Annotated in this window: 22 protein-coding genes; 9 read left to right on the plus strand and 13 right to left on the minus strand. The window is 64.8% G+C overall.

The features are described from left to right. The first annotated feature begins 45 nt into the window (after positions 1–45). The gene (gene nreA, locus ACSFDB_RS15320) at positions 46–1,347 is read left to right on the plus strand and encodes a DNA repair protein NreA (protein WP_440771804.1); all 1,302 of its coding nucleotides are present in this window, start codon (positions 46–48) and stop codon (positions 1,345–1,347) included. 145 nt (positions 1,348–1,492) lie between these two features. After that, positions 1,493–1,681, plus strand: a complete 189-nt coding sequence (locus tag ACSFDB_RS15325; protein ID WP_440771805.1) for a hypothetical protein — start codon at positions 1,493–1,495, stop codon at positions 1,679–1,681. 87 nt (positions 1,682–1,768) lie between these two features. Here ACSFDB_RS15325 and ACSFDB_RS15330 read toward each other — a convergent pair whose 3' ends face one another. From ACSFDB_RS15330 to ACSFDB_RS15345, 4 genes are all read right to left on the minus strand, one after another. Next, positions 1,769–2,845, minus strand: a complete 1,077-nt coding sequence (locus ACSFDB_RS15330) for an AI-2E family transporter (protein WP_440771806.1) — start codon at positions 2,843–2,845, stop codon at positions 1,769–1,771. A 254-nt stretch (positions 2,846–3,099) separates the two neighbouring features. Further along, positions 3,100–3,564: a DUF302 domain-containing protein gene (locus ACSFDB_RS15335; protein ID WP_090303387.1), complete on the minus strand. Its 465-nt coding sequence runs from the start codon at positions 3,562–3,564 to the stop codon at positions 3,100–3,102. A gap of 107 nt (positions 3,565–3,671) precedes the next feature. Further along, a complete protein-coding gene (locus ACSFDB_RS15340; RefSeq protein WP_440771807.1) occupies positions 3,672–4,370 on the minus strand; it encodes a CPBP family glutamic-type intramembrane protease in 699 nt (232 codons plus the stop codon). Positions 4,371–4,376: 6 nt separating this feature from the next. Next, a complete protein-coding gene (locus tag ACSFDB_RS15345) occupies positions 4,377–4,661 on the minus strand; it encodes a DUF5789 family protein (RefSeq protein WP_440771808.1) in 285 nt (94 codons plus the stop codon). Between the two features lie 195 nt (positions 4,662–4,856). Here ACSFDB_RS15345 and ACSFDB_RS15350 point away from each other — a divergent pair, with 195 nt between their 5' ends. Beyond that, positions 4,857–5,858, plus strand: a complete 1,002-nt coding sequence (locus ACSFDB_RS15350; RefSeq protein WP_440771809.1) for a cell division protein CdpA domain-containing protein — start codon at positions 4,857–4,859, stop codon at positions 5,856–5,858. A gap of 133 nt (positions 5,859–5,991) precedes the next feature. Here ACSFDB_RS15350 and ACSFDB_RS15355 read toward each other — a convergent pair whose 3' ends face one another. The 4 genes from ACSFDB_RS15355 to ACSFDB_RS15370 all read right to left on the minus strand — a co-directional run bounded on the left by ACSFDB_RS15355 (position 5,992) and on the right by ACSFDB_RS15370 (position 8,955). Further along, positions 5,992–6,864 carry a CPBP family glutamic-type intramembrane protease gene (locus ACSFDB_RS15355; protein WP_440771810.1) on the minus strand — a complete coding sequence of 291 codons (873 nt, stop codon included), beginning with the start codon at positions 6,862–6,864 and terminating at the stop codon, positions 5,992–5,994. A 134-nt stretch (positions 6,865–6,998) separates the two neighbouring features. Then, positions 6,999–7,484 (minus strand): metal-dependent hydrolase, encoded by a 486-nt coding sequence (locus ACSFDB_RS15360; RefSeq protein ID WP_440771811.1) that lies wholly within the window; start codon positions 7,482–7,484, stop codon positions 6,999–7,001. Positions 7,485–7,646: 162 nt separating this feature from the next. After that, positions 7,647–8,312 carry a hypothetical protein gene (locus ACSFDB_RS15365; RefSeq protein ID WP_440771812.1) on the minus strand — a complete coding sequence of 222 codons (666 nt, stop codon included), beginning with the start codon at positions 8,310–8,312 and terminating at the stop codon, positions 7,647–7,649. Between the two features lie 130 nt (positions 8,313–8,442). Beyond that, positions 8,443–8,955, minus strand: coding sequence for a CinA family protein (locus ACSFDB_RS15370; RefSeq protein WP_440771813.1), 513 nt, complete (start codon positions 8,953–8,955; stop codon positions 8,443–8,445). A gap of 107 nt (positions 8,956–9,062) precedes the next feature. Here ACSFDB_RS15370 and ACSFDB_RS15375 point away from each other — a divergent pair, with 107 nt between their 5' ends. The 4 genes from ACSFDB_RS15375 (at position 9,063) to ACSFDB_RS15390 (ending at position 14,227) form a co-directional block, all read left to right on the plus strand. Then, positions 9,063–10,163, plus strand: a complete 1,101-nt coding sequence (locus tag ACSFDB_RS15375; protein ID WP_440771814.1) for a pyridoxal phosphate-dependent aminotransferase — start codon at positions 9,063–9,065, stop codon at positions 10,161–10,163. A gap of 460 nt (positions 10,164–10,623) precedes the next feature. Further along, positions 10,624–12,039, plus strand: a complete 1,416-nt coding sequence (locus tag ACSFDB_RS15380; RefSeq protein WP_440771815.1) for a glycosyltransferase family 2 protein — start codon at positions 10,624–10,626, stop codon at positions 12,037–12,039. A 64-nt stretch (positions 12,040–12,103) separates the two neighbouring features. Beyond that, positions 12,104–13,333, plus strand: coding sequence for an ArsA family ATPase (locus ACSFDB_RS15385; RefSeq protein ID WP_440771816.1), 1,230 nt, complete (start codon positions 12,104–12,106; stop codon positions 13,331–13,333). A 129-nt stretch (positions 13,334–13,462) separates the two neighbouring features. Then, the gene (locus ACSFDB_RS15390; RefSeq protein WP_440771817.1) at positions 13,463–14,227 is read left to right on the plus strand and encodes a DUF7847 domain-containing protein; all 765 of its coding nucleotides are present in this window, start codon (positions 13,463–13,465) and stop codon (positions 14,225–14,227) included. Between the two features lie 31 nt (positions 14,228–14,258). Here the strand turns inward: ACSFDB_RS15390 and ACSFDB_RS15395 are convergent, their stop codons facing one another. The 3 genes from ACSFDB_RS15395 to ACSFDB_RS15405 all read right to left on the minus strand — a co-directional run bounded on the left by ACSFDB_RS15395 (position 14,259) and on the right by ACSFDB_RS15405 (position 16,547). After that, positions 14,259–14,726, minus strand: a complete 468-nt coding sequence (locus ACSFDB_RS15395; RefSeq protein WP_440771818.1) for a universal stress protein — start codon at positions 14,724–14,726, stop codon at positions 14,259–14,261. 108 nt (positions 14,727–14,834) lie between these two features. After that, positions 14,835–16,031 (minus strand): MFS transporter, encoded by a 1,197-nt coding sequence (locus ACSFDB_RS15400; protein WP_440771819.1) that lies wholly within the window; start codon positions 16,029–16,031, stop codon positions 14,835–14,837. Positions 16,032–16,172: 141 nt separating this feature from the next. Then, on the minus strand, positions 16,173–16,547 hold the full coding sequence (locus ACSFDB_RS15405; protein ID WP_440771820.1) for a tautomerase family protein: 375 nt from the start codon (positions 16,545–16,547) through the stop codon (positions 16,173–16,175). 522 nt (positions 16,548–17,069) lie between these two features. Between ACSFDB_RS15405 and ACSFDB_RS15410 the strand changes: the two genes are divergently transcribed. Both ACSFDB_RS15410 and ACSFDB_RS15415 read left to right on the plus strand, forming a co-directional pair. Beyond that, positions 17,070–18,920 carry an SLC13 family permease gene (locus ACSFDB_RS15410; RefSeq protein ID WP_440771821.1) on the plus strand — a complete coding sequence of 617 codons (1,851 nt, stop codon included), beginning with the start codon at positions 17,070–17,072 and terminating at the stop codon, positions 18,918–18,920. 193 nt (positions 18,921–19,113) lie between these two features. Further along, a complete protein-coding gene (locus ACSFDB_RS15415) occupies positions 19,114–19,392 on the plus strand; it encodes an Lrp/AsnC family transcriptional regulator (RefSeq protein ID WP_440771822.1) in 279 nt (92 codons plus the stop codon). A 45-nt stretch (positions 19,393–19,437) separates the two neighbouring features. Here the strand turns inward: ACSFDB_RS15415 and ACSFDB_RS15420 are convergent, their stop codons facing one another. Together ACSFDB_RS15420 and ACSFDB_RS15425 are read right to left on the minus strand one after the other, a co-directional pair. After that, complete coding sequence (locus ACSFDB_RS15420; RefSeq protein ID WP_440771823.1) at positions 19,438–19,998, minus strand: DUF8108 domain-containing protein; 561 nt, start codon at positions 19,996–19,998, stop codon at positions 19,438–19,440. Positions 19,999–20,058: 60 nt separating this feature from the next. Beyond that, positions 20,059–21,108, minus strand: coding sequence for an SDR family oxidoreductase (locus ACSFDB_RS15425; protein ID WP_440771824.1), 1,050 nt, complete (start codon positions 21,106–21,108; stop codon positions 20,059–20,061). Positions 21,109–21,305: the final 197 nt, after the last annotated feature.

The raw sequence follows: 21,305 nt of genomic DNA on the forward strand, positions 1-21,305 counted from the left end.
CCGCAACTCAACATTCAAACCCGGGCCGTTCCTACACGCAACCGAATGCGCCTCGACGACTACATCGAGGATCTCGAGCCCGACGAGGAAGCCGAGCGACGGCGCCTCGCGAAGGAGAAATCCTACGCGATCACGGACCATCTCGAGGAGTTCGAGCAACGGTTCGACAGCGCGCTCAGCGGCGACTCCCTCGTGGGATCGACGGCCCCGTCGATCTTCGTCGGCCGGTCGAACTACCCCGACATCCCCGTGGGACTCCTCTCGCCGGTCGGCGACGAGGACGCGGCCGAGGAGTACGTCACCGACGGCAACTGGTACCAGCAGGGGTACGACATCCCGGACGTGCTCCAGCGCCGCACGGGGCTGTTGAACTCCAGCAAGCGCGCGAACGTCGACTCGCCGAGCATCGCGAGCCGGTTGGCGCCCTCCGTTCACGACACCTGGGACGGGTTCGTGGGCGTCCAGCGGGAGGTCGCCATCGCCGGGAAACCGGTCGACCTCGAGATCGGACTGGACGCGAAACCGGATCTGGGGCTCGACGCGGGGACGGACGTCGCGACACCGCGCGGTCCGCGAGCCAACGCTCGCAACGCCGAACTGCGGGAAAATCCCTACGTCCCGAAACAGGTCAAGAAGACCTTAGAGGACGACGACTGGCAGGCTCAGGGGGCGATGACCTACCTCTACCGGCGCGGCTTCGACGTCTACGAGATCAACTCGATCCTCTCGGCGGGCGCGCTCGGCGAGACGAAACAGCGTCGCCTCGTTCCCACGCGCTGGTCGATCACCGCCGTCGACGATACGATCGGCCAGTACCTCCGCGGCGGCATCCGGAGCGAACCCAGCATCGACGAAGTGCAGGTCTGGGCCAACGAGTACGTCGGCAACCGCTACTGGATCGTCCTCGCGCCGGGCAACTGGGAGTTCGAACTCGTCGAGATGAAAGCCCCCGGCAGCATCTGGAACCCCGATCCCCACGACGACATCTGGCTCGCGAGCGCCTCGGAGGGGTTCGAGGGGCGCTCGAGCTACGTCGAGGAAACTGCAGGAGCCTACTACGCCGCCCGGCTGGGGGTACTGGAGTACTTAGAGTCGATCGGCCGCCAGGCGAAGTGTCTGGTCCTCCGGGAAGTGAGCGACGACTACTGGGCCCCCGTCGGCGTCTGGCAGGTCCGCGAGAGCGTGCGCAACGCCTTCGAGGGCAACTATGGCGAGGCCGAGACCTTCCACGAAGCCGTCGCGGAGGTTTCGACGCAGCTGCCGGTCTCCTACGCCCGCCTCCGGCGAAAGTCCGAACTCGCCGCCGGGTTACAGTCGAACCTCAGCGCGTTCTCTCGAGGCGGGTAGCGGGTAGTCTCGGTGACCGGCGGCCTACCCACCCCACTCGATCTGATCTAATTTTGCTTCTTCGAATGGCTCTGACGGATGGGTCTCCTCGAAACGCGCCGTCGAAAACCGCGCCTCTAAACCGTCCAGAGCCGTACGATCGGGTATGTGGCTCGCACTCGTCAGTACCGAACTGCTCACCGTGATCGCGATCCTCGCGTTGCTCGTCGGGGTCCCGCTGTTCGTCGTCGGCGTGATCGCGGTCTTCTCGGCGTACGTTCGGTTCGACGCCGAACAGTACCTCGAGGAGGTCGACGCGAGCGAGGGCGAGCAGGTCGGCGGGGACGACGAGTGACGGTGAGCGCTACGTCGAAATCCTTGATCGGGCGGGTGCTGACGCCGCGGAGACGCGACTGACGACGACGCTCGAATCTCGCGACGACTATTCTGCCTCCGGGAGCTGTCCGTCGGACTCCGCATCGACCGACTGTGAGTCACCTTCCTCGACGGTCAGGTTCATCGTGTTGAAGACGTTCAGTCCGGCCTTGAACACCGCGAGCAGAACCGGGCCGAGGAACAGCCCCATGATTCCGAGCAGGTAGATCCCGCCGATGACGCCCACGAGGACCACCGCCGGGTGCAGTCCCGACCCGCGGTCGACAAAGATTGCCCGCAGGTAGTTGTCGACGATCGAGAGGACGGCGATCCCGTACAGCAACATTACGGCCGCGGTAAGCGGATCTGCCGTGATCGCGAGGTAGACGACGGCCGGCCCCCAGACCAGCCAGACGCCGACCGCCGGCAGGAACGAGACGACGATCATGACGACGGTCCAGAACGCCACGTTCGGGACCCCTAGCAGGTAGAATCCGAGCCCGCCCAGTAGCCCTTCGACGACGGCGACAAGCACGTGGCTGTAGATCACCGCCCAGGTGACGACCTCGATCTCGTCGAACAGTTCGTCGCGAACGTCGTCCTCGAGCGGCGCGATGTCGCTGACCCAGGCGACGAATCGGTCGCCGTCCACCAGCAGATAGTACAGGAGGAACACGAGCACGAGAAGCCCGAAACTCATCCGAATGCTCGCGTTCAGGAGCCCGATCAGCTCCTGGAGGACGATTTCGACGGAGCCGGAGAGCGAGCCCTCGATCTCCGCGAGGAGTTCCGACTCGAGTTCGTCGAGCACCTCCGCCTCGATCCCGAGTTCGAGCGCGGCAGCCCTGACCTCCTCGACGGCGGCGAGTTCGTCGAAATCGTCCAGGAAGGAGAACACGGTCTGGAGCACGACGATCGAGAAGTAGATCAGCGGGACGACGGCGGCGACGATCGCAAAGGCGGTGAGCGCGAGCGCCGAGAGACGAGCACCGAGTCGCTTCTCGAGTCGTTCGTGCGCGGGATACAGAACGAACGCGAGGAGACCCGCAGCCAGCACGTACTGCAACAGCGGGGCGACCAGAAGGGCGCAGATCACGCCGAGAGCGACGAGCAGGAGGGCGAAAAACGCGGTTCGAGCGTCCATACTGTCACGTGAGTCGAACAATACGTAAAGATTGACATTTGGGGCGCGACCGATCTCGAGAGCAGAGTGGGGCGGCTCGAGCGAGTTGACTCGGTGGAAACAGGAGCGAGCGGCGGTACAGAGATGGGCAAGCGGAAGTGCGGTGTCATCGAGCCGACAGGCGCTCGCAGCGTCATACGGACTACTGTAAGTCATTTCCGGTGCAACTGAAGCCGTCCTGCGGTTGCACCGGTAAATCGTTACAGCAGACCGTATCAGTCGGTGACTTCGGTATCAACGGAGTCGAGCCGCTCGAAGACCTCCTCGGTGAGGTCGCCGGTGGTATCGATGATGTCGTCCCACGCTTCGTTGTCCGGTGCCGTGCCGAGCAGTCGGGCGACCTTCATGATCGAGAGGTGGTAGACCCGCTGGCGTTCCGGCTCCTCCTGCCAGACGATCATGTTACAGGGAAAGAGGCCGCCGATCTTCATCGTCTCGTCGAGCGCCTGATCGGCTATGTTGGGATTGCAGGCCCCGAGCACGTAGTAGGGATCACGGTCGGCGTCGACCTTCTCGTTGAGCAGTTCCGACGGCGAAAACTCGACGGGAATACCGAAACCGACGTCCTCGCAGACCTCGCGGACGTGTTCGATCGCGTCCTCGTGGTCCATCTCGAGGACGGCCTGTTTCTCGCCGAAATCCTCCGGGTCGATCGTCGCCGGGTCGATTGGGAGACTCATACTGGAGTCATCGGCGGGAACGTACTAAAGCCCCACCGTCGCCGGGGCGCGATTCGGCCGTCCGTCTCAGACAGGGGCGCCGTTCGAAAGCCGAGCACACCCGGCCGTCACAACGGGATCGGCAGCCACTCGAGGTGTTGTAACGCCGACGTCGGATCGAACAGCGGGTCGTGAACCACGAGCCAGTCGAGCAAAACGAGGCCCGCCCCGTGAGCGATGACGGAGGGGAGAATGGAGTTAGACTGGTAATCCACCGCGCCGAAGAGGATGTCCGTCGGTCCCGACAGCAGGAACTCGATCGGCGGTTTCCCGGCGTGGTGGATCATGTAGACGACGGGGCTGATGAGCACCGCCTTGAACCCGATCTCCCTGACGCCAACACAGAGCAAGCCGCGATAGTACGTCTCGGCGGCCAGCGCGAGGATGAATAGCTGGACCGCGTGGGGCACGAACTCGCCCAGCGCGGCCGACGTCTCCCACATCGGATAGAACTCTCGGATCGTCGGCAGCGTCGAGCCGATCAGGTAGAACGGGAGGACGAACAGCGAGAGCAACACCGCGTTCCGGACGGCGACGCGGTTGATGTTCCAGCCGATGTGGTTCCCGTGCGTGAGGCCCAGAGCGAGCGGGCCGCCGATCAGTAACAGTCCGTCGACCCAGACCCGTCGCTCGAGGTCGCCCGGGACGTAGTGCATCCACAGAATCGTCAGGATCGCACCGGTCAGCAGCGACTTCTGGAACCACGAGAGCCGATCGAACTGGTCGCGAAGCCACCGACCGCCGCTCCGGGCACCCTCGGTCGCCACGGCTACTTACTCGTCCGCCGTCGGGATCGGTCCGGTGCCGATAACCGCTCGGACGTGGGTCTCGAACTCCTGGTGGCGCTGGAAGTACGTCTCGTCGATCGACTCGAGGATGGACGACAGCTCCTGTGGCCCGTCGGGCGTTCGGACGACGCTGTCGCCCTCGAGTCGATCGATCTCGCTTTTCTCTTTGGGCCAGACCAGCCGGGACGTGACGCGGGCGAGGGGGGCGCCCTCGACGGGGGTTGACTCTCCGAGTGTCACGGCTGGCTCATCGTCGTCCTCGTCGCTCATGAACGGGGGTTTGCGAGCGCGTCGATTCAAGCTTTCGTTTCCGGAGGGGAGGCGGTTCCGGAGTCGGTGGTTCGCTTCACCGGCTCATCGGCCCGACAGCGGTGGGAATCCCGACGGTTCGGCGTCGAGTGACCCCGCTTTTGCACGACGTGTGTCTGACGTATCGTTTTGTGGTGGGAGTCCGAACACCCGTGCATGACAAGCCTGACCGAGGCCTACGACGGGAGCGCAGGGGAGGTGGCGAGCCCCCAGCGTCTGTACGCGGGGACGGCACTCGTCCTCGTCGGCGCGATCCTGGCGGTCGCGGCCGTACTCATGGCGACGACCGACCTCTGGAGCGGGCTCGCCGCATCGCTCTCTCCGAACATCGACGCCCACTACGCGTCCATCCGCATCGCCGGCGTGCTCGCCGGCCTCGGGGTCCCGGCCGCACTCGTCGGTGTCTTCATCGTCCTTCCGGCCGGCCGTCGGGTCCAGGCCGCCGCGGCGATCAGCGTGAGCCTGTGTCTGCTCGGCGTCGTCCTCTTCTGGGGCGCCTACCCCAACGACTGGCGATCCTACGGCGACGACCACACGCTCCGCGTCTCCGCAATCTACCTGCTCGGCCTGTTTACGGCCCTCTGGAGCCTGTTCACCGCCGTCGTCAACTTCAAGACCCGCAACGACCCCGGCGGCGCACTCGAGATGAACGTCACCCGGCACAACCAGACCGTCGTCGAAGTCACCGAATCGAACGAGTCGACCGGCTTCGGCGGCATCGGCTTCTTCGGCGGCACGCCGGACGGCGACGTCGAGACGCAGACTAACGATCCAGAGTCCGACGGAACACAACTGTCGTACGACGAATCCTCGACCGCCTCCGAATCGAAATCGCGGTCGACGACGGGAACCAGCGCCGGCACCGGCCGTTCCAGTGGCTCGGCACGTCCTCGAGCGCCGACCGCCGGCACCCCAACCAGCGACGGCGGGACGGCAACGTCGGATCTCTCCTCGCCGCTCGACGCCGGTAACGGCCGTGACGCCGAAATCGTCGGCTCGGAGCCGGCCACGCCGAACGAACCGACGGACCAGTACTGCGGGAACTGCGGTCACTTCGAGTACGTCCGTTCCTCCGAGGGGATGGTTCCGTACTGCGGCCGCCACGACGAAGCGATGGACGACATGGACGCCTGCCGAGAGTGGACGCCGAACAACTGATTTTTCGGTCGCCGATTCGCACTCGCCCCTTCGTTTTGTGGACGTATCGACCGCCACGAACTCGTACTGGCGGCTGTAGCGGTCGCGGCTCACACCCGGTGCAGGGGTGAGAACAGCCTACCGAACAGCCGACCTATCGCTCGGAACCGGGCGGCGGATGCGGTACGTCGTCGTCCCTCCTCAGGGCCTTCGGCCCCCAGATCACCGTGAGAAGTACGGCCAGCAGTATCCAGTGGAGGTAGTAGGCGGGATCCGCGACCTCGAGCGTTTCGGCGGTAAAGTTGACCCAGCCGTGCAGCAGGATGATGCCGAGGATGCTCCGTGCGGTGTGGTTGTACACCCACGTGAACGCCGGCGAGAGGGCGACGATCCCGATCGTGAACAGCCAGAATCCGATCGTCCCGAACCCAACCATATCGTGCTGGAACGACCCCGGAATAAAGAACAACGGGAGATGCCAGAGCGACCAGACGACGCCCAGGATCAGACTCGCGCTGAGCGCGGACCAGTGCAGCTGCAGCCGGTCCAGCGCGTAGCCTCGCCACCCCAGTTCCTCGAGGATCGGCGGGAGCGTCGCGAAGAACAGCGCCGGCAGAATCGCCGCCGGATTCGTCCCGAACTCCCGCACGCCTTCGCCCCACACGAGCCCTGAACCACCCAGCAGTAGATCGACGGCCGCTGCGACGAGCGTCACCGCGACCGGGAGGAGCAGAATAATGGCGAACCACCGGACTCCGATTCGACGAACCTCCGTGATCCGGGCCCAGAAATCCGCTCGCCCTCGCTTCCCGTAGACGAGGTAGACGAACCCGATACCGGCGACCCCGGGAGCGGCGAGTCCCGCTAACAGCAACGCGAGTCCTGCAGCACTGTCGAACCGGAGCCCGAGGGCGATAGCAGAGAGCCAGAACAGCCACGTCGCCCCCACTGACACGGCGAAGAACAGCCACGGGCTTCCGACGGCGACGGCCGTGTTACCGATCGTTCGATGCGACGCGGTGGTCATACGGTACGTACCGTGGGCACGGGGTTAACGTGCGCTACGTCTCGGCGTCACGCGGGTCCGTCTCGAATCGACGGAACAGTTCGCGAACGTCCCCGAGAAATTCCGTGTTCGGTACGCAGAGCGCCATGGGGGCGTCAGATGCCGACCGCCTGCCGCCCTAGCTCGAGCCCCCACTGGGGAACCTCGTACAGAACCAGCGCGACGAGCACCAGTTCCAGAACGGTGATGACAACCGTCACCGCGGTCGCGTGTTTGCTGCTGACCGCGACGCCGACCGGCAGCCCGAACTCCTTCTTCCAGAGGGGGTAGAACAGCGCGATACCGCGCTTGCTTCCCGCCACGTCGAGCACGTAGTGAGTCAGCACGCCGATCCAGACGTACTCGAGATTTCCGAAGACGTACGGAAAGGCGATGAAACCGGCGAGAACCGGAAGGCTGTGCAGCGTTTTCCGGTGTTTGCCGAAGGCCGTGTCGACGTCCGGAAAGAGGGCGCCCAGCGTCACCGGGACGCCGATCATGATTATGGCCCGAAACGTCTCGAGGTCGCCTGCCGGCTCGAGGAGGTAGCCCAGTCCGAGACTCAGGAGAACCGCGTTGAGAACGTGTCCCTTCTTGTTCATCTATCGCTACTGGAGAGGCAACCGCCGAAAAGGTTTCTCTCGATGACTGTCACCGACTCGTGTCGGTCGGTCGCGACGTGCGAGATGGGAGCGAGTCGGAGTCCGTTCTCGTCTCGAGTTCCGGTGTCGTCGGCCCGCTCGAGTCGGTGATCCCGACCCGGATTACCGTTCGGTAATGGCGAGCGCCGTAAAGAGCGCGAAGGCCGCGAACTCGGCGACTTTGGTCGACAGGGCCATCATGTCGTCTCGCAGGTGGTCGATCGTGACCTCGATGACGCCGCCCTCGTCGTCGTGGCTGTGGCCGTGATCGTCTCCATTGTGATCGTGGTCGTCATCGTGGCTGTGGTCGTCTCCGTTGTGACCGTGATCGTCGTCGTGGCTGTGGTCGTCTCCGTTGTGACCGTGATCGTCGTCGTGGCTGTGGTCGTCACCGTTGTGACCGTGATCGTCGTCGTGGCTGTGATCGTCACCGTTGTGACCGTGATCGTCGTCGTTGTGACTGTGCTCGTGACCCAGTCCGGCGTCGTCGAGTCCGAGGGCGGACTCGGTGACGCCCGCGGCGTGCCAGTCGGCGTAGCCGACGATCGGGAGGACCATCACGAGCGCACCTGCCGCGTACGCCTGCGCCTCTCGAAGTAGGCCCTTGGAGTACGTGTAGATCAGGAGGAAGACGATCAGCGAGAACGCGACGAAGGCAAACGGTAGTATCGAGACGGAGTCCCCGTTGACGAGCCAGTTGTACAGATCGACGACTCCGAACACCAGATGGACGATCGCGGTGAAGAGTGCGAGAGCGCCTGCTGCAAAGACGGCGTGCTGACGGTTCATACGGTCACTAGCCTGCTAATTCAAAAACCGGTTCTGGTCTATCTGTCGAAAACGGTCGTCGGTCGTCCGAAGTTGTCGGCGGAAAACCACCTTCCTGACCGATGGAGACACCTACCGAGCGAGCAGACGATCACCGCGCGTCGATCGCCTCGAGCAGATCCTCAAGCGCCCGATCAACGGTCTTCGCGCGGACGGTTGCTCGATCGCCGTCGAAGACGTACCGATTGACGGCGGAAAAGGAGGACTCGCTCCCCCACGGGCCGGCGTACGCGACGCCGATGTAGACGGTGCCGACTGGATCTTCTTCAGTACCGCCGGTCGGGCCGGCAACGCCGGTCGTCGCGATCCCCCACGTGACATTCGCAACGTCTCGCACGCCGCGGGCCATCTCGTGCGCGACGGGTTCGGAGACGGCGCCGTGCTCGTCGAGTGCCTCACGGCTGACGCCGAGATGTCGGCGTTTGGCGTCGTAGGCATAGGTCGTCAGTCCGGAGTCGAAGTAGTCGCTCGCGCCGGGGACGGCCGTGACCGCGGCGCCGATCAGCCCGCCGGTACAGGACTCGGCGACGGCGAGGGTCTCCTCGCGGTCCCGGAGCGCGTCGGCGACGGCCATCGGCAGTTCGCGGTCGATGTCGTCGTTCATCGTGCTCGAGTCGAGGGGCCGACGACGTGTCAAAGCACGGGTTTCACGCGAACGGTTCCGCGACTCGAACGGAAAGAACGACGGTCCGCCGCCACCGTCTCCCCCACATGGAGTACGAGACGCCGCTGTTCTTTCACGTCATGCAGTACGCCGACCAGGCCGACCGCGACGTCATCGACATGGTCAGCGGGAACCCCGACTGGGAGCCGCCCCAGGCACTTCGGGACGGCCTGCACGAGTACGCCGACCTCGAACCCGACCAGTTCCAGTACCCGCCGAGCGAGGGGCTGCTCGAGTTGCGCGAGGAGATCGCTGCCCGGCGGGGCGTCGACGCCGAGCAGGTGGTAATCACGAACGGCGCGGGCGAGGCGAACTACCTCGCGATGGCACGGGCGCTCGAGCGCGACCGCGGAAGCGAGATCGTCCTGACGGACCCGGTTTACCCCTACTATCCCGGCAAGACGACGATGTTGGGTGGGACCCAGCGATTCGTCGCGACGGACGACGAGGGGCAGCTCGATCCCGCCGACGTTCGCGAGGCCGCGAGCGAGGAGACGGCGGCGATCGTCGTCAACTCGCCGAACAACCCGACCGGAGCGGTCTACCCGGAGGAGACGGTTCGGGAACTCGTCGCCATCGCCGAGGAGTACGACGCGATCCTCGTCAGCGACGAAGTGTACGACCACTTCGATCTCTCGGGGGAGTTCTCGAGCGCGCTCGAGTTCGATTCGAACCACCGGATCGTCACCAATGCGTACTCGAAGTCGATGGCGATCACCGGCGTGCGCGTGGGGTACGCGATCTTTCCACCGCACCTCGTCGAGAACGCCAAGAGCCGGCACATGCTGGTCAACGTCGCGACCACCCGTCCCGGCCAGTACGCGGTCCTGGAGGCCCTGCGCGAGACGGGGCCGGACTACTACGAAGCCAACCGCGACCTGCTTCGGGAGCGCGTCGTGACGTTCACCGACGCCTTGGACGCGGCAGGTGCGGAGTACACCACGCCGAAGGGATCGTTCTACGTCATGGCCCGCTTCGACGGCTATCCGGGAACGCTCGAGAACGTCGAACGATTGATCGACGAGGCCGGCGTCGCCGGAATGCCCGGCGAGGCGTTCGGCGACTCCCGAACGGAGTGGCTCCGATTCGCTCTCGTGACGCCGCGCGTCGAGGAGGCGGCTGAGCGGTTGGCGACCTACTTCGACTGACTCGGCTGCCGACCGTCGAGTTAGACAGCGAGCCACGTCGGATACAAGATCCAACGGCTCGTCGAAAACCGCAGTAAGTACTCGGTTCAGTATCTGTAACAGTCAGTACCGGGAAGGCGTTACCGCCGACCAGCCGGCGTGCGGTGGCGCGCGCTGAGTCGCGGTGAGTGGCTAGCGAACCGCGGCTCGAATATGCGCGAGGGATGAGCGAATAGTGCGGGACCTTCGGTCCCGCACACCATGCGAACGGGCGCTTCGCGCCCGTGAGCAGACGGAGTGAGCGAATCGGCTGGGGAGGACGTGGCGATTCCCTGTTGCCACGATAGTAGAACACTCGGTATCGTCCTCATCTCCTTCAATCACACCGTACAGTAAACAGACGTAGTGAGCAATCGACGGAGACCGCCACCTGCGCTCCGGCCGTAATACAGATACGAGCGGCCGAGAGTGTTGCAGGGAGATGCCCCTCGAGGCCGTCGTCGCCGCGTTCGTCCTGACGCAGCTGTGCTACGCCCTCGTCAACTGCGGGCTGCTCGGCCTGTTCGTCCGCCGGCCGGCGAACGAGGTCGACGAACGGACGCTCGGCCGCGCCCTCGAGACGGCGACCAAACGGCGCGAACGACGACCGACTCGAGCCCGCGCCGACGGCGGCTCCGAACAGCCATTGCCACCCGACCAACCCGCCGTCGACCCTCCTCTCGAGCACGGTCCCGGCCCCCGCTGTCGACTTCCCGCCACACAACTTCCGCGGGTTCACGTCCTCGTGTCGGTCGCAGCCGACGAGTGGGGGCTCCTCGAGCGGACCCTCACGAGTCTCGCGTCCCAGAGCTATCCGGTGTCGCTCGTGCGCGTGATCGTCGCGTACGACCCCCGCGAAACGGCCGCACCGGAACTCGAGGGCACGATCGGCTCGAATCGACCGGCGGGGATCGAGATCATGACGATCGAAACCGACTCCGATGCGCTGGCGAGCGAGCGGTCACCGGACGAGTGGTGTTTTTCGGGAACGGGCGTCTCGCGGGCGCAAGCCCGTGCGCTCACGCATGCCTACGATACCCAGTCCCGGACGTTCGCGGACGACGACGTCGTCACCGTCCTCGAGGCGGGCACGCGACTCCCCGTAGATACGTTCGAACTCGCCGTCGCCGGTCTCGCGGAGTACGATGTCGTACAGGCCAAGCGGACGGTCGGGAACGCCGACGACGGTATCCTGCCGCTGCTCGAGTCGATGGCGAGCGCGGGCTGGTCGGATCTGTGTTACAAATCGAGCAAGAGGCCGTACCACCTGCTGGGCTCGGCGTACTTCACCGAAGCGCACGTGCTGGCCGATCTGGATCGCTGGCAGCGCGAGGCGGACGGCAACGTGCCACTCGGGGTCGCGGCGTCCCGTCGCGGCTACAATCTCGGAATCGTCGATCGATACGCTCGAGCGCACTGTCCCACCGCTCTCGAGTCGTGGATTCAACGGAAACGCCAGTGGACCCGCGAGCCGTACCGGTATCTGTTCGCGCGCGGGTGGGCCGGCCTCGAGGACAGCCGGTTCTGGACGGGACTCTTCCTGATACAGGCGTTGGCGCTGCTATCCGTCGTCGGCATCCCCGCCGCGCTGCTCGTCGGGTTCCTGTACGGCGGCGGCGTGGACGTCAACTTGCTCACGGTGCCCGTCCTCTCGCTCGTGGGCTTCAACGCGCTGGTCTGGGGCTACTCGAGCGTGGTGGCCTACCGCGCGGCCTGGGACGCGCTCCCCTTCCGAAGCCGCTGGCATCAGGCGGGTTACTCGATCGTCGTCAACCCGATCACACAGGGGCTCTTTTTGTTGGTACTGGCGGTGCCGACGGCGCTGGCAATCGACGACGTCGCTCGAGGGCGAGTGTAACCGACATGGAAATTCGAATCGAGAGACCGACGAATACTCGTGTCGGGACGGAGAACCGGCTGTCATGAGTGGAATCGACGTCGAGCCGGTCGACGAGGAGGCCGAGGACGCTTCGAGCGGCGACGACGGCGCACACACCATCGAGGTGACGCCGACGGACTCCGTCGCGGACGACGAACGCGAGACGATCGACGTGGAGCCGTCCGACGAGCCGATCGACGGCCCCGACTACGTCCTCTACGGCGGGAAAGGCGGCGTCGGAAAGACGACGATGGCCGCCGCAACCGCGCTCGACAGCGCCCGCGCCGGCACCGCGACGCTCGTCGTCTCGACGGACCCCGCACACTCCCTCTCCGATACGTTCGAGACCGAGGTGCCGTCCGAACCCGGCCGGCTCCGAGACGATATCCCCCTCTACGCGGCCGAGATCGATCCCGAGGCCGCGATGGAGCGCGGACAGGCCGCGTTTCTGGGTGGCGATGGTGGAGACGGGTTCAGTAACGATGGCTCCGAGGACGACGCGTTCGGTGGCGGTACCCAGGGGCCGTTCGGCGGGAGCGGGGAAAGCGGCGGAATGGGCGGCATGGGCGGACTCGGCGACATGCTCGGCGGCGAGTCCCCGATGGACGCCATCTTCGGCGGCGCGATGCCCGGCGCCGACGAGGCCGCCGCGATGCAGCTCCTCCTCGAGTACATGGACGACCCCCGATTCGAGCGCGTGGTCGTCGACACGGCGCCGACGGGCCACACCCTTCGGCTGCTCCAGTTACCCGAACTGATGGACACGATGATGGGGCGAATCCTCACATTCCGCAAGCGAATGAGTGGCATGCTCGAGGGCATGAAAGGGATGTTCGGCGGGCAGGAGCCGCCCGAGGAAGACGACCTCGACGATCTGGACGAACTGCGCGACCGGATCGAACGGCTCCGGGCAGTTCTCCGCGATCCCGGACGGACGGACTTCCGGATCGTCATGGTGCCCGAGGAGATGAGCGTCCTCGAGTCCAAACGCCTGCGCCAACAGCTCCGGGAGTTCGACATTCCCGTCGGCACCCTCGTCGTCAACCGCGTCATGGAACCGCTCTCGGACGTCACCGACGACGTCGAGGGCGAGTTCCTCCAGCCGAATCTGGACGACTGCGAATTCTGTCAGCGCCGCTGGGACGTCCAGCAGAAGGCCCTCGCGGAGGCCCAGGACCTCTTCCGCGGGACCGACGTCCGGCGGGTGCCCCTGTTCGCCGAGGAGGTCCGCGGGGAGGAGATGCTCGAGGTCGTCGCGGCCTGTCTGCGGTAGTCGACGCTGCGAGGTGCGCACTCCGCCCCGTTTCGTCGCGTTCCATTTCGTCCTGTACGTCCCATCCGCCTCCGCACCAGTTCGCGTCGGGATAGTAACGTCTATCCGTTATCTCAGTTTGATTGATGTATGACGTCCCTCCGGCGAAAAGGTGCGATCGGATCGATCGGCGACGGAATCGATTGGCTCCGTCGAAACCCGATACTGATCGTTCTGTTCTTGTTGTACGGCCTTATCGAACTCGGTGCCGAGCTTCTCGGGCCCGGCGGATTCGTGCTCACGCTCGTCGGCTTCCTCCTGTTGCCCTACATCGACGGGCTCGTCCACGTGATCGGCGAGCAGGAAGCGTCCGGGGAGTCCGGGGATATTGGGCGAGCCTCCTCGACCGTCCTCGCCCGGTACCTCTCGTTGATCGGGATCTGGATCGCCTACACGGTGGCAATTTTCGTCGGATTACTCTTTCTGATCCTCCCGGGAATCTACCTCGCGGTTCGCCTCTCCCTCGCGTTTCCGGCGTGTGTTATCGACGATCAGGACGCGTTCGAGAGTCTCAGCACGAGCTGGTCGGTCGCGAAAGGAAACCTCCTGAAGCTGTTCGGTATCTTCGTCGCATCGCTCGTCGTCGTCGGTAGCGTCGGGATCGTTACGGTGCTGTTCACCGGTTTCGACGGCGAGTTCTTCATCACGTTTCTGTTCCTCTCGGCTCTCCTGACAGCGGTCGTCAGCCCCGTCGTCCAGTTCGCCTTCGCTCGCGTCTACCTCGAGAATCGGCCGGCCGACGAAACCCCGGCAACAGCGGACGACACCCGCAGGAACGACGGGTGGGGAACGACGACCGACGACAGAACGCGAACCGACCGCGACGACGACCGCTGGGACGACGCGAACTGGTAGCGGAAACGAGAGCGCTGTGGCCACGTCGCAGTTACGACTCCGACCGATCCTCCGGCACGACCGTCACCGGTCGGTCGCTGGCGAGGATCACCGCTTGCGCCACGCTGCCGAACAGGACCTTACCGATCGGCGACTCCGTCCCGATCCCGAGCACGATCACGTCGCTGTCGACCTCCGCGGCGAACTCGAGGATCGCCTCGGCCGGCTCGCCCGTCGTCTCGTGGAGCGACCAGTCGACGCCGCCCGACTCGAGGAGATCGGTTGCGACCTCGATCGCGTTCGGAAGCCGCTGGCGAGTCGCAGCGTTTTCAGCCATCTCCTCGGCGAAGGTCTCGGAGAAACCACCGGCCGCCCACTCGGCGTTCGGCGCCGAGATGTCGGCGTGGACGTGCAGAATGTCGACAGTACAGTCGTCTGCAGCCGGGTTCTCGAGGATCGATTCGACCTGTGCGCGCGCTCGAGCCTCGGTTTCGTCGACCGGGAGCAGGATGCGGTACATGGCCGTTCCTTCGGGCGCCCGAATCAAAAGTCGTCTCCCGGATCTGGACTCGAGGTGCTGCGTGGCGTCCAAACGCTGATTACCCCGTTGCGAGCCGATTCGCCCCCGTCACTCCTGCATCGCCGGTTCGTCGATCGGAGGCTCGAGTCGAACGGCGTACAACAGCAGACCGACGGCGAGCCCCATGCCGGCGGCGAGTAGCCACCACGAACCCTGGTAACCGACGGTGTCCGCAAGATAGCCGAAGGCGGGCGGAGCGACGACCGAGCCGATGACGAGCGAGAGTTGGCCGGCGGCGGTCGCCCCGCCCATCTCGTCGGCGGTGACCAGCGTCGCCATGTAGGAGTAGTAGATGCCGGTGTTTCCGAGCACGAAGAAGCCGAGGACGGAGAAGGCGATGGCGGCGTTCAGCGCGCTGTCGGTCGCCGCGACGACGACGAACAGCGCGGCTCCTGCGACGGCCTGGACGATCAGGATCGCCCCGATCCGCGTCTGCGGGTCGCCCGGCAGGGTGTCGCTCAGCCAGCCCGTGACGATGCGACCGACGCTCCCGAACAGCTGTACCAGCGCGAGCACCACGCCGCCGAAGGCGACGGAGGCGCCGATATCCTCCTCGACGTAGAGAACGGTGTAGCCGGTCGTCGTAAAGAGCGCCGCGCCGAGGAAAAAGCCCGCCGCGACGAGCACCCGGTACGGCCGGTTGCGCGACAGCTGTCGGAAGTCAGGGTACTCCGCCACGCCGCCGTCGCCCGCGCCGCTGTAGAGAAGCGCGAAGAGGAGGGCAACGACGAACCCGACGCCCGCGGCGATCAGGAAGCCGGCCTGCCAGAAGAGCACGCCCGCCAACCCGGTCACGAGCAACGCGCTGATGCCGCTGCCGGCGGTGACGCCGACCTGTTTGATTCCCAGCGCGAAGTTCTGTCGGCCCGCGGCGATGCCGTCGTAGATCGCCTTGTTCGTCCCCGGAATCGCGGAGGCGTACATCGAGCCGAGAAAGAACGCCGCCGCGAGCAACAGGGCGTAGGTGGGTGCGCCGGCAACCATCACGACGCCGGCCGCCAGTCCGACGAGGCCGAGCGTGAGCGATCGCTTCTCGCCGAAGCGATCGATCAGCGCGCCGACAGGAAGCAGACAGACCGCGTAGCCGAGCGTCAGCGCTGTCACCACGAACCCCACCGAGAGCCGAGAGAGGCCGAACTCGTTGCGAAAGAACGGCGTCGCCGCGAAGACCGTGTAGTAACAGATGCTCGCCGACACCTGCCACAGCGACACGAGCGAAACCGTTCGCCAGTACGACCGATCCATCGACCGTCGCCTCCTTTCTCGAGAACGCGCTTTACTGTCCCGGTGGCGGAGAGACGTTCCGGCTCGGGACGCTGCTTCCGTCGCGCGGTTCCGACGCGGAGTTGGTGTTCACTCGCTGCTCACTCATCACTCACTCATCACTCACTCGTCGCTCCACTCGCCGCCGACGCGGTCGACGCCCATCATGTTCTCGCCCGCGTGCTCGGTGAAGACGACCTTCATATTCTCGTCGGGAACGTCGAACGTCTCGCCGAGGTAGGCCATGGTCTCGAGTGCGAACGCGCGCTTACAATCGAACGGCCGACCCTGCCGGATTTCGGCGTCGAGAAAGAGCAGTGGTCCGTCCACCGCGCGGCCGAGATGGAGATCGGCCGACTCGCGGTCGCGGATCGTCACGGCGACGTGCCCGGCCGTCGTCGCCATCTCCGCCGTGTAGAGATCAGTTACGCGATCCGCAAGCGCCGTTTTCTCGGCAGCCGATAGCGACAGCGTCGTATCGAACTGGAGGAGTGGCATATCTCGAGATAGCGAGCGACAGTGTTAATTCCGGTGATCGACCCACACCTTACGGCGGCCGACTGTCGCCGTCGGTGGGGTGGTCTCGATTTCCGATCACGCCGTAGAACGGTCGGTGGGCGATGAGTTCCGAGTTCTCTGTTACGAACCAATAGTAACAACCGAAACGAGTTACACACTGAGCACACAGCTCACGGGTCGCTTACGCTCCCCGTCTGCTCACGGGCGCACAGCGCCCGTTCGCATGGTCCGCGGGATCTCTGATCCCGCGCTATTCGCTATCCGCGGTTCTCGCTCACTTCGTTCGCTCCGAACCGCGTACGCTCCGAACCGCGTACGCTCCGAACCGCGTACGCTCCAAACCGCACTTCCCTCGTTCGATCAGGTGTGCAGTGACATTCAGTGGCTACGATAGCGCTTGTTCGTTGGTTGCTGTAGCTGACAGTGATTGGGTAGTAACATTCCCGTTCAGTCGGTTGAAACCAGTACCATTTATATCCCGTATCTGGTAGCAACGGAAAAATGGCGAATAATTCTCCGAAAGGCTATCAGGAGTTTATTCAAACAATCTGGGCGTATCTGTGGAGACTTAACGCACAGACGAAAGCGTACCTCCAGCTCGATGCCCCGGCGATCGTCCGGGATATGGACGGTGTGACCGAGGAAGAGCGACGTCTCGCACGCGAAACGTTTGCCGATGGTGGCCGCGATCCGGGCGACGGAAACGGCCCGAACGCGGGCCCCGGTAACGGTGGTGACGACCGAGGCAATGACGATAACCCGTTCGATGTCGGTGGCTCGTACGGGCTTCGCCAGAAGATCGGCTTCGGCCTCGGACCGGTCTTGTTCGCACTTATTTTCCTCTCGCCGACGCCGGAGGGACTCACACCGGAAGGGCAAGCCGTCGCCGCCGTCACCGCCTGGGTCGCCGTCTGGTGGATGTCCGAAGCGATTCCGATCCCTGCGACGTCGTTGCTCCCGATCGTGCTGTTCCCGCTGACCGGCGCGCTTCCGGCCGCGGAGACGACGCCGTCCTACGCCAATCCGCTGATCTTCCTCTTCATGGGTGGATTCTTCCTCGCGATGGCGATGCAGCGGTGGGGCCTCCACCGCCGGATCGCGCTACGAACCATCAAAGCCGTCGGCACCGAACCCTCGAGGCTCATCCTCGGGTTCATGCTCGCGACGGCGTTTCTCTCGATGTGGGTCTCGAACAGCGCGACGGTAATGATGATGGTTCCCATCGCACTGGCGGTGATCTACCAGACCGCGGATCTGGTCGACGACAGCGACCTGGATATCGATACCACTGAGGGGAACTTTTCGTTTGGTATCGCACTCATGCTTTGTATCGCCTACGGTGCATCCGTCGGCGGGGTCGCGACGCTCATCGGCACGCCGCCAAACATCCTCTTTGCGGGGCAGGCTGGAGAACTCTTCGGCGAGAGCATCAGCTTCGCCCAGTGGATGCTTTACGGTGTTCCAATCTCGGCGGTCGGTCTCGCTGCAGTCTATATTTACGTCACTCGGATCGCGATGTCCCCGCAGTTCGACCAGCTACCGATCGGTGCGGGCACGATCGATCGACAGCTCTCTGATCTCGGCTCGATGAGTAAACAGGAGCGACTGGTGCTCGTCGTCTTCGTCGGCATGGCCTTCGCCTGGATCGGTGCCAGCTTGATCGGGCAGTTCGATTCCGCCCCGGCGTTCGTTCCCGGCGCGCTAGCGCCGTTCATCGACCCGATTTTCGCGTTCCCGGTCCCCGATGACGCGGATACCGTCGTCGCCATCGGCGGTGCAATGGTGCTGTTCACACTGCCGACCAAGACCGAAGACGGTGATCACACCTTCCTGCTCGACTGGGAGAACGCCGTCGACATTCCGTGGGGCGTCATCCTCTTGTTCGGCGGCGGTCTCGCCATCGCTGCCGGCTTCGGCGACACCGGCCTCGCAGCCTGGATCGGCGAACAACTACAAGCGCTCGAGGGCGTCTCGATGGTGCTCATCCTGTTCTCCGTCGTTACCATGACCATCTTCCTGACCGAGGTTACCTCGAACACGGCGACGACGGCGATGTTAATGCCCATCCTCGCCGGTGTCGCAGTCGGCATCGGCGTCCACCCCTTCGGACTGATGATCGCCGCCGCAACCGCGGCTTCGTTCGCGTTCATGCTGCCGGTCGCGACGCCGCCGAACGCGATCGTTTTCGGCAGCGGATATATTACGCTGCCTCAGATGGCCCGCGTCGGGATCGGTCTCAACGTGATCGGTATCATCCTGATTACGATCGTCGCGCTCGTGTGGCTGCCCGTCGCCTGGGGCATCGACATCACGGCACTTCCGACGGAGTTCGTCGAGGCCTGGGACTCGTAACACCCGACAGCGCACTCGAGATCTCCCTCGAGTGGACAACAGAGCTCGGCCGGGTCGCCATCGTTCCGCGAGATACTGGACGCTGCTGCTCGGCAGAACGGGGAGTGATTACCAACGGAAACCACGTTCCGACTGGCTGGGAACCGGGTGTCCGGTTGATACGCTCCGCCGAATACGTGATGGATGAGACGGTATGCCAGACCACGACACCTCAGAACGAACGCAGGCAGATGCGATCCTCGGGGCGCTCGAGGCGTCCAATCCGGCGACGATCGCCGATCTCGCAACGGCTCTCGAGACGCATCCGGTAACCGTCGAGCGCAGCTGTCGTTCCCTCCAGCGAGCTGGGCATATCCGTCAGTGCACTGGTGGGGTGTACACGCTCGTCGAGACCGAGACCGACACCGACCGGCAGACGACCCCCGCTGACGCTCCCGCAGATCGACACCGGCAACCGAACCCCGCTGACTGACTGCCTCGAGCGACCGAATCGGTCGTCCCATAGCAACGATCCCGATTACCGTCGCTCGAGGTGGCGGTCGTCCGCGGTTCGACGACCGCGTTCGATGTCCTGACTGCCGTCGCTGGCTGCCGACTCATCCGACAGCTCCGCCGTCGCACACTCGAGACAGTAGTAGTTGTAGTCCGTCGACCGCGTGTAGACCGGCAGCCCCGCGAGCGCGTACTCCTCCCGGTAGCGCCGAACCAGTCCTCGCTCGACGCGCGAGTCACAGGCGACACAGCGTTCGTCGCAGTCCTCGTCGGGGCGGACGACCCGTCGATCGACCGACCGAACGCGGCCGAACGCCGACGGCGCGTGCCGACGGTCCAGCCGTCGTCGCATCCTCGGATTAACGAAGATGCCGAAGGCGACGAGCACGAACGACGCGACGAGCCACAGCGCCGCCAACAACACGTATCCGGCCGTGACGCCCTGTGTCGCACTGGCGACGATGTTCCCGGCCCCGACCACCCCGAACAGTAGTCCGAACCCGACGAGGAGCCAGCCGGCGATGCCGTACAGGAGCGCCGAAACTCGATCCGCGAGTTCGACCGCATTCGATCGGCCGTTGGACATTACAGTAATCGAAGTTCGAGAGCCGATCGTGTAAGCGTTCCGAACGAATCGGACGGCGACTCAGACCAGTTTTTGGAGCAATCGGTAGCCCGCGTCGCGGAGGGCGTCCGGCAGGAATCGAGCGTAGACGCCGTACTGAGCGAGCGGGCCGACCGGGTAGCGAGCCGGCGGCTCGGGGGTCGTCGCCGACTCGAGAATCGCCCGCGCGACGTCTTTCGGCTCGGAGGCGAACGGACCTCCGCTCCCCCCGCCGATCAGCTGCATCTCGTCGTACAGCTCGTACAGCGTCTCGTAGGCCGGCGTGCGCTCGCTCTCCGGCAGTTCCTCGTCGACCCGGTTCGTAAAGTTCGTCTCGACCGGCCCGGGTTCGATCACGGTGACGTCGATGCCGAACTCCTCGACCTCCGCGCGCAGCGAGTCGCTCATCGCCTCGAGGGCGTGTTTCGAGCCCGCGTACGCGCCCGATCCGGGGAACGAGATTCGGCCGACGACGCTCGAGACGTTGATGATTCGGCCGGCGCCCTGAGCGCGCATGTGGGGCAACGCCGCGCGCACGAGTCGGTGCGGGCCGTAGACGTTGACGTCGAACTGGCGGTGGAGATCCGACGTCGAAATATCCTCCATCGGTCCCATCTGGGCATAGCCCGCGTTGTTGACGACGCAGTCGATCGCACCGGCGTCGTCGACGACCCGTTCGACCGCCCGCGCGACCTGATCGGGATCGGTGACGTCCAGCGCGAAGGTCGTACAGCCGGCCTCCTCGAGAGCCGTAACGTCGTCCGGATTGCGCGCCGTCGCGAAGACCTGCCAGTCGTTGGCGAGGAACGCCTCGGCGGTCGCCCGACCGATTCCCGAGGAACAGCCCGTGATCAGGACGCTCTTCTTGCGCGCGTAGCGGTCCCGATCGCTCGCGTCGTCGGTCGTGGTCTCGGACGCTGCGCGGTCGCTCGCGGTAGTTCCGGACGCCGTACGGTCCTCTGTGGTGGTTTCAGACGACGTGCGATCGGTCGCGTCCGTCTCGGTCGTAGTCGATTCGGCCTCGCGATCCTCCTCGACGACGGTGCCCTCCGGCCCATCGTCGGCTTCCTCGACGTCCTCAGCGGTGGCCATACGTGACGGGTTCGAGAGACGATACCTAAGTATCGACGGTTTGTCGCGCTGAACGTACTGTTCGGATCCGCGGGTGAGTGCGTCCTCCCTACGGCAACAGGTAACTGGAGGGCAACGTTGACGCGACGGCAGCGTGATTCCGACATCCGATTCGACGGCTCGTCCGTCGTTCTCGTCGAACGCGGACGATTGTAATC

The organism is Natronorubrum amylolyticum (assembly GCF_052040145.1).
Lineage (GTDB): Archaea > Halobacteriota > Halobacteria > Halobacteriales > Natrialbaceae > Natronorubrum.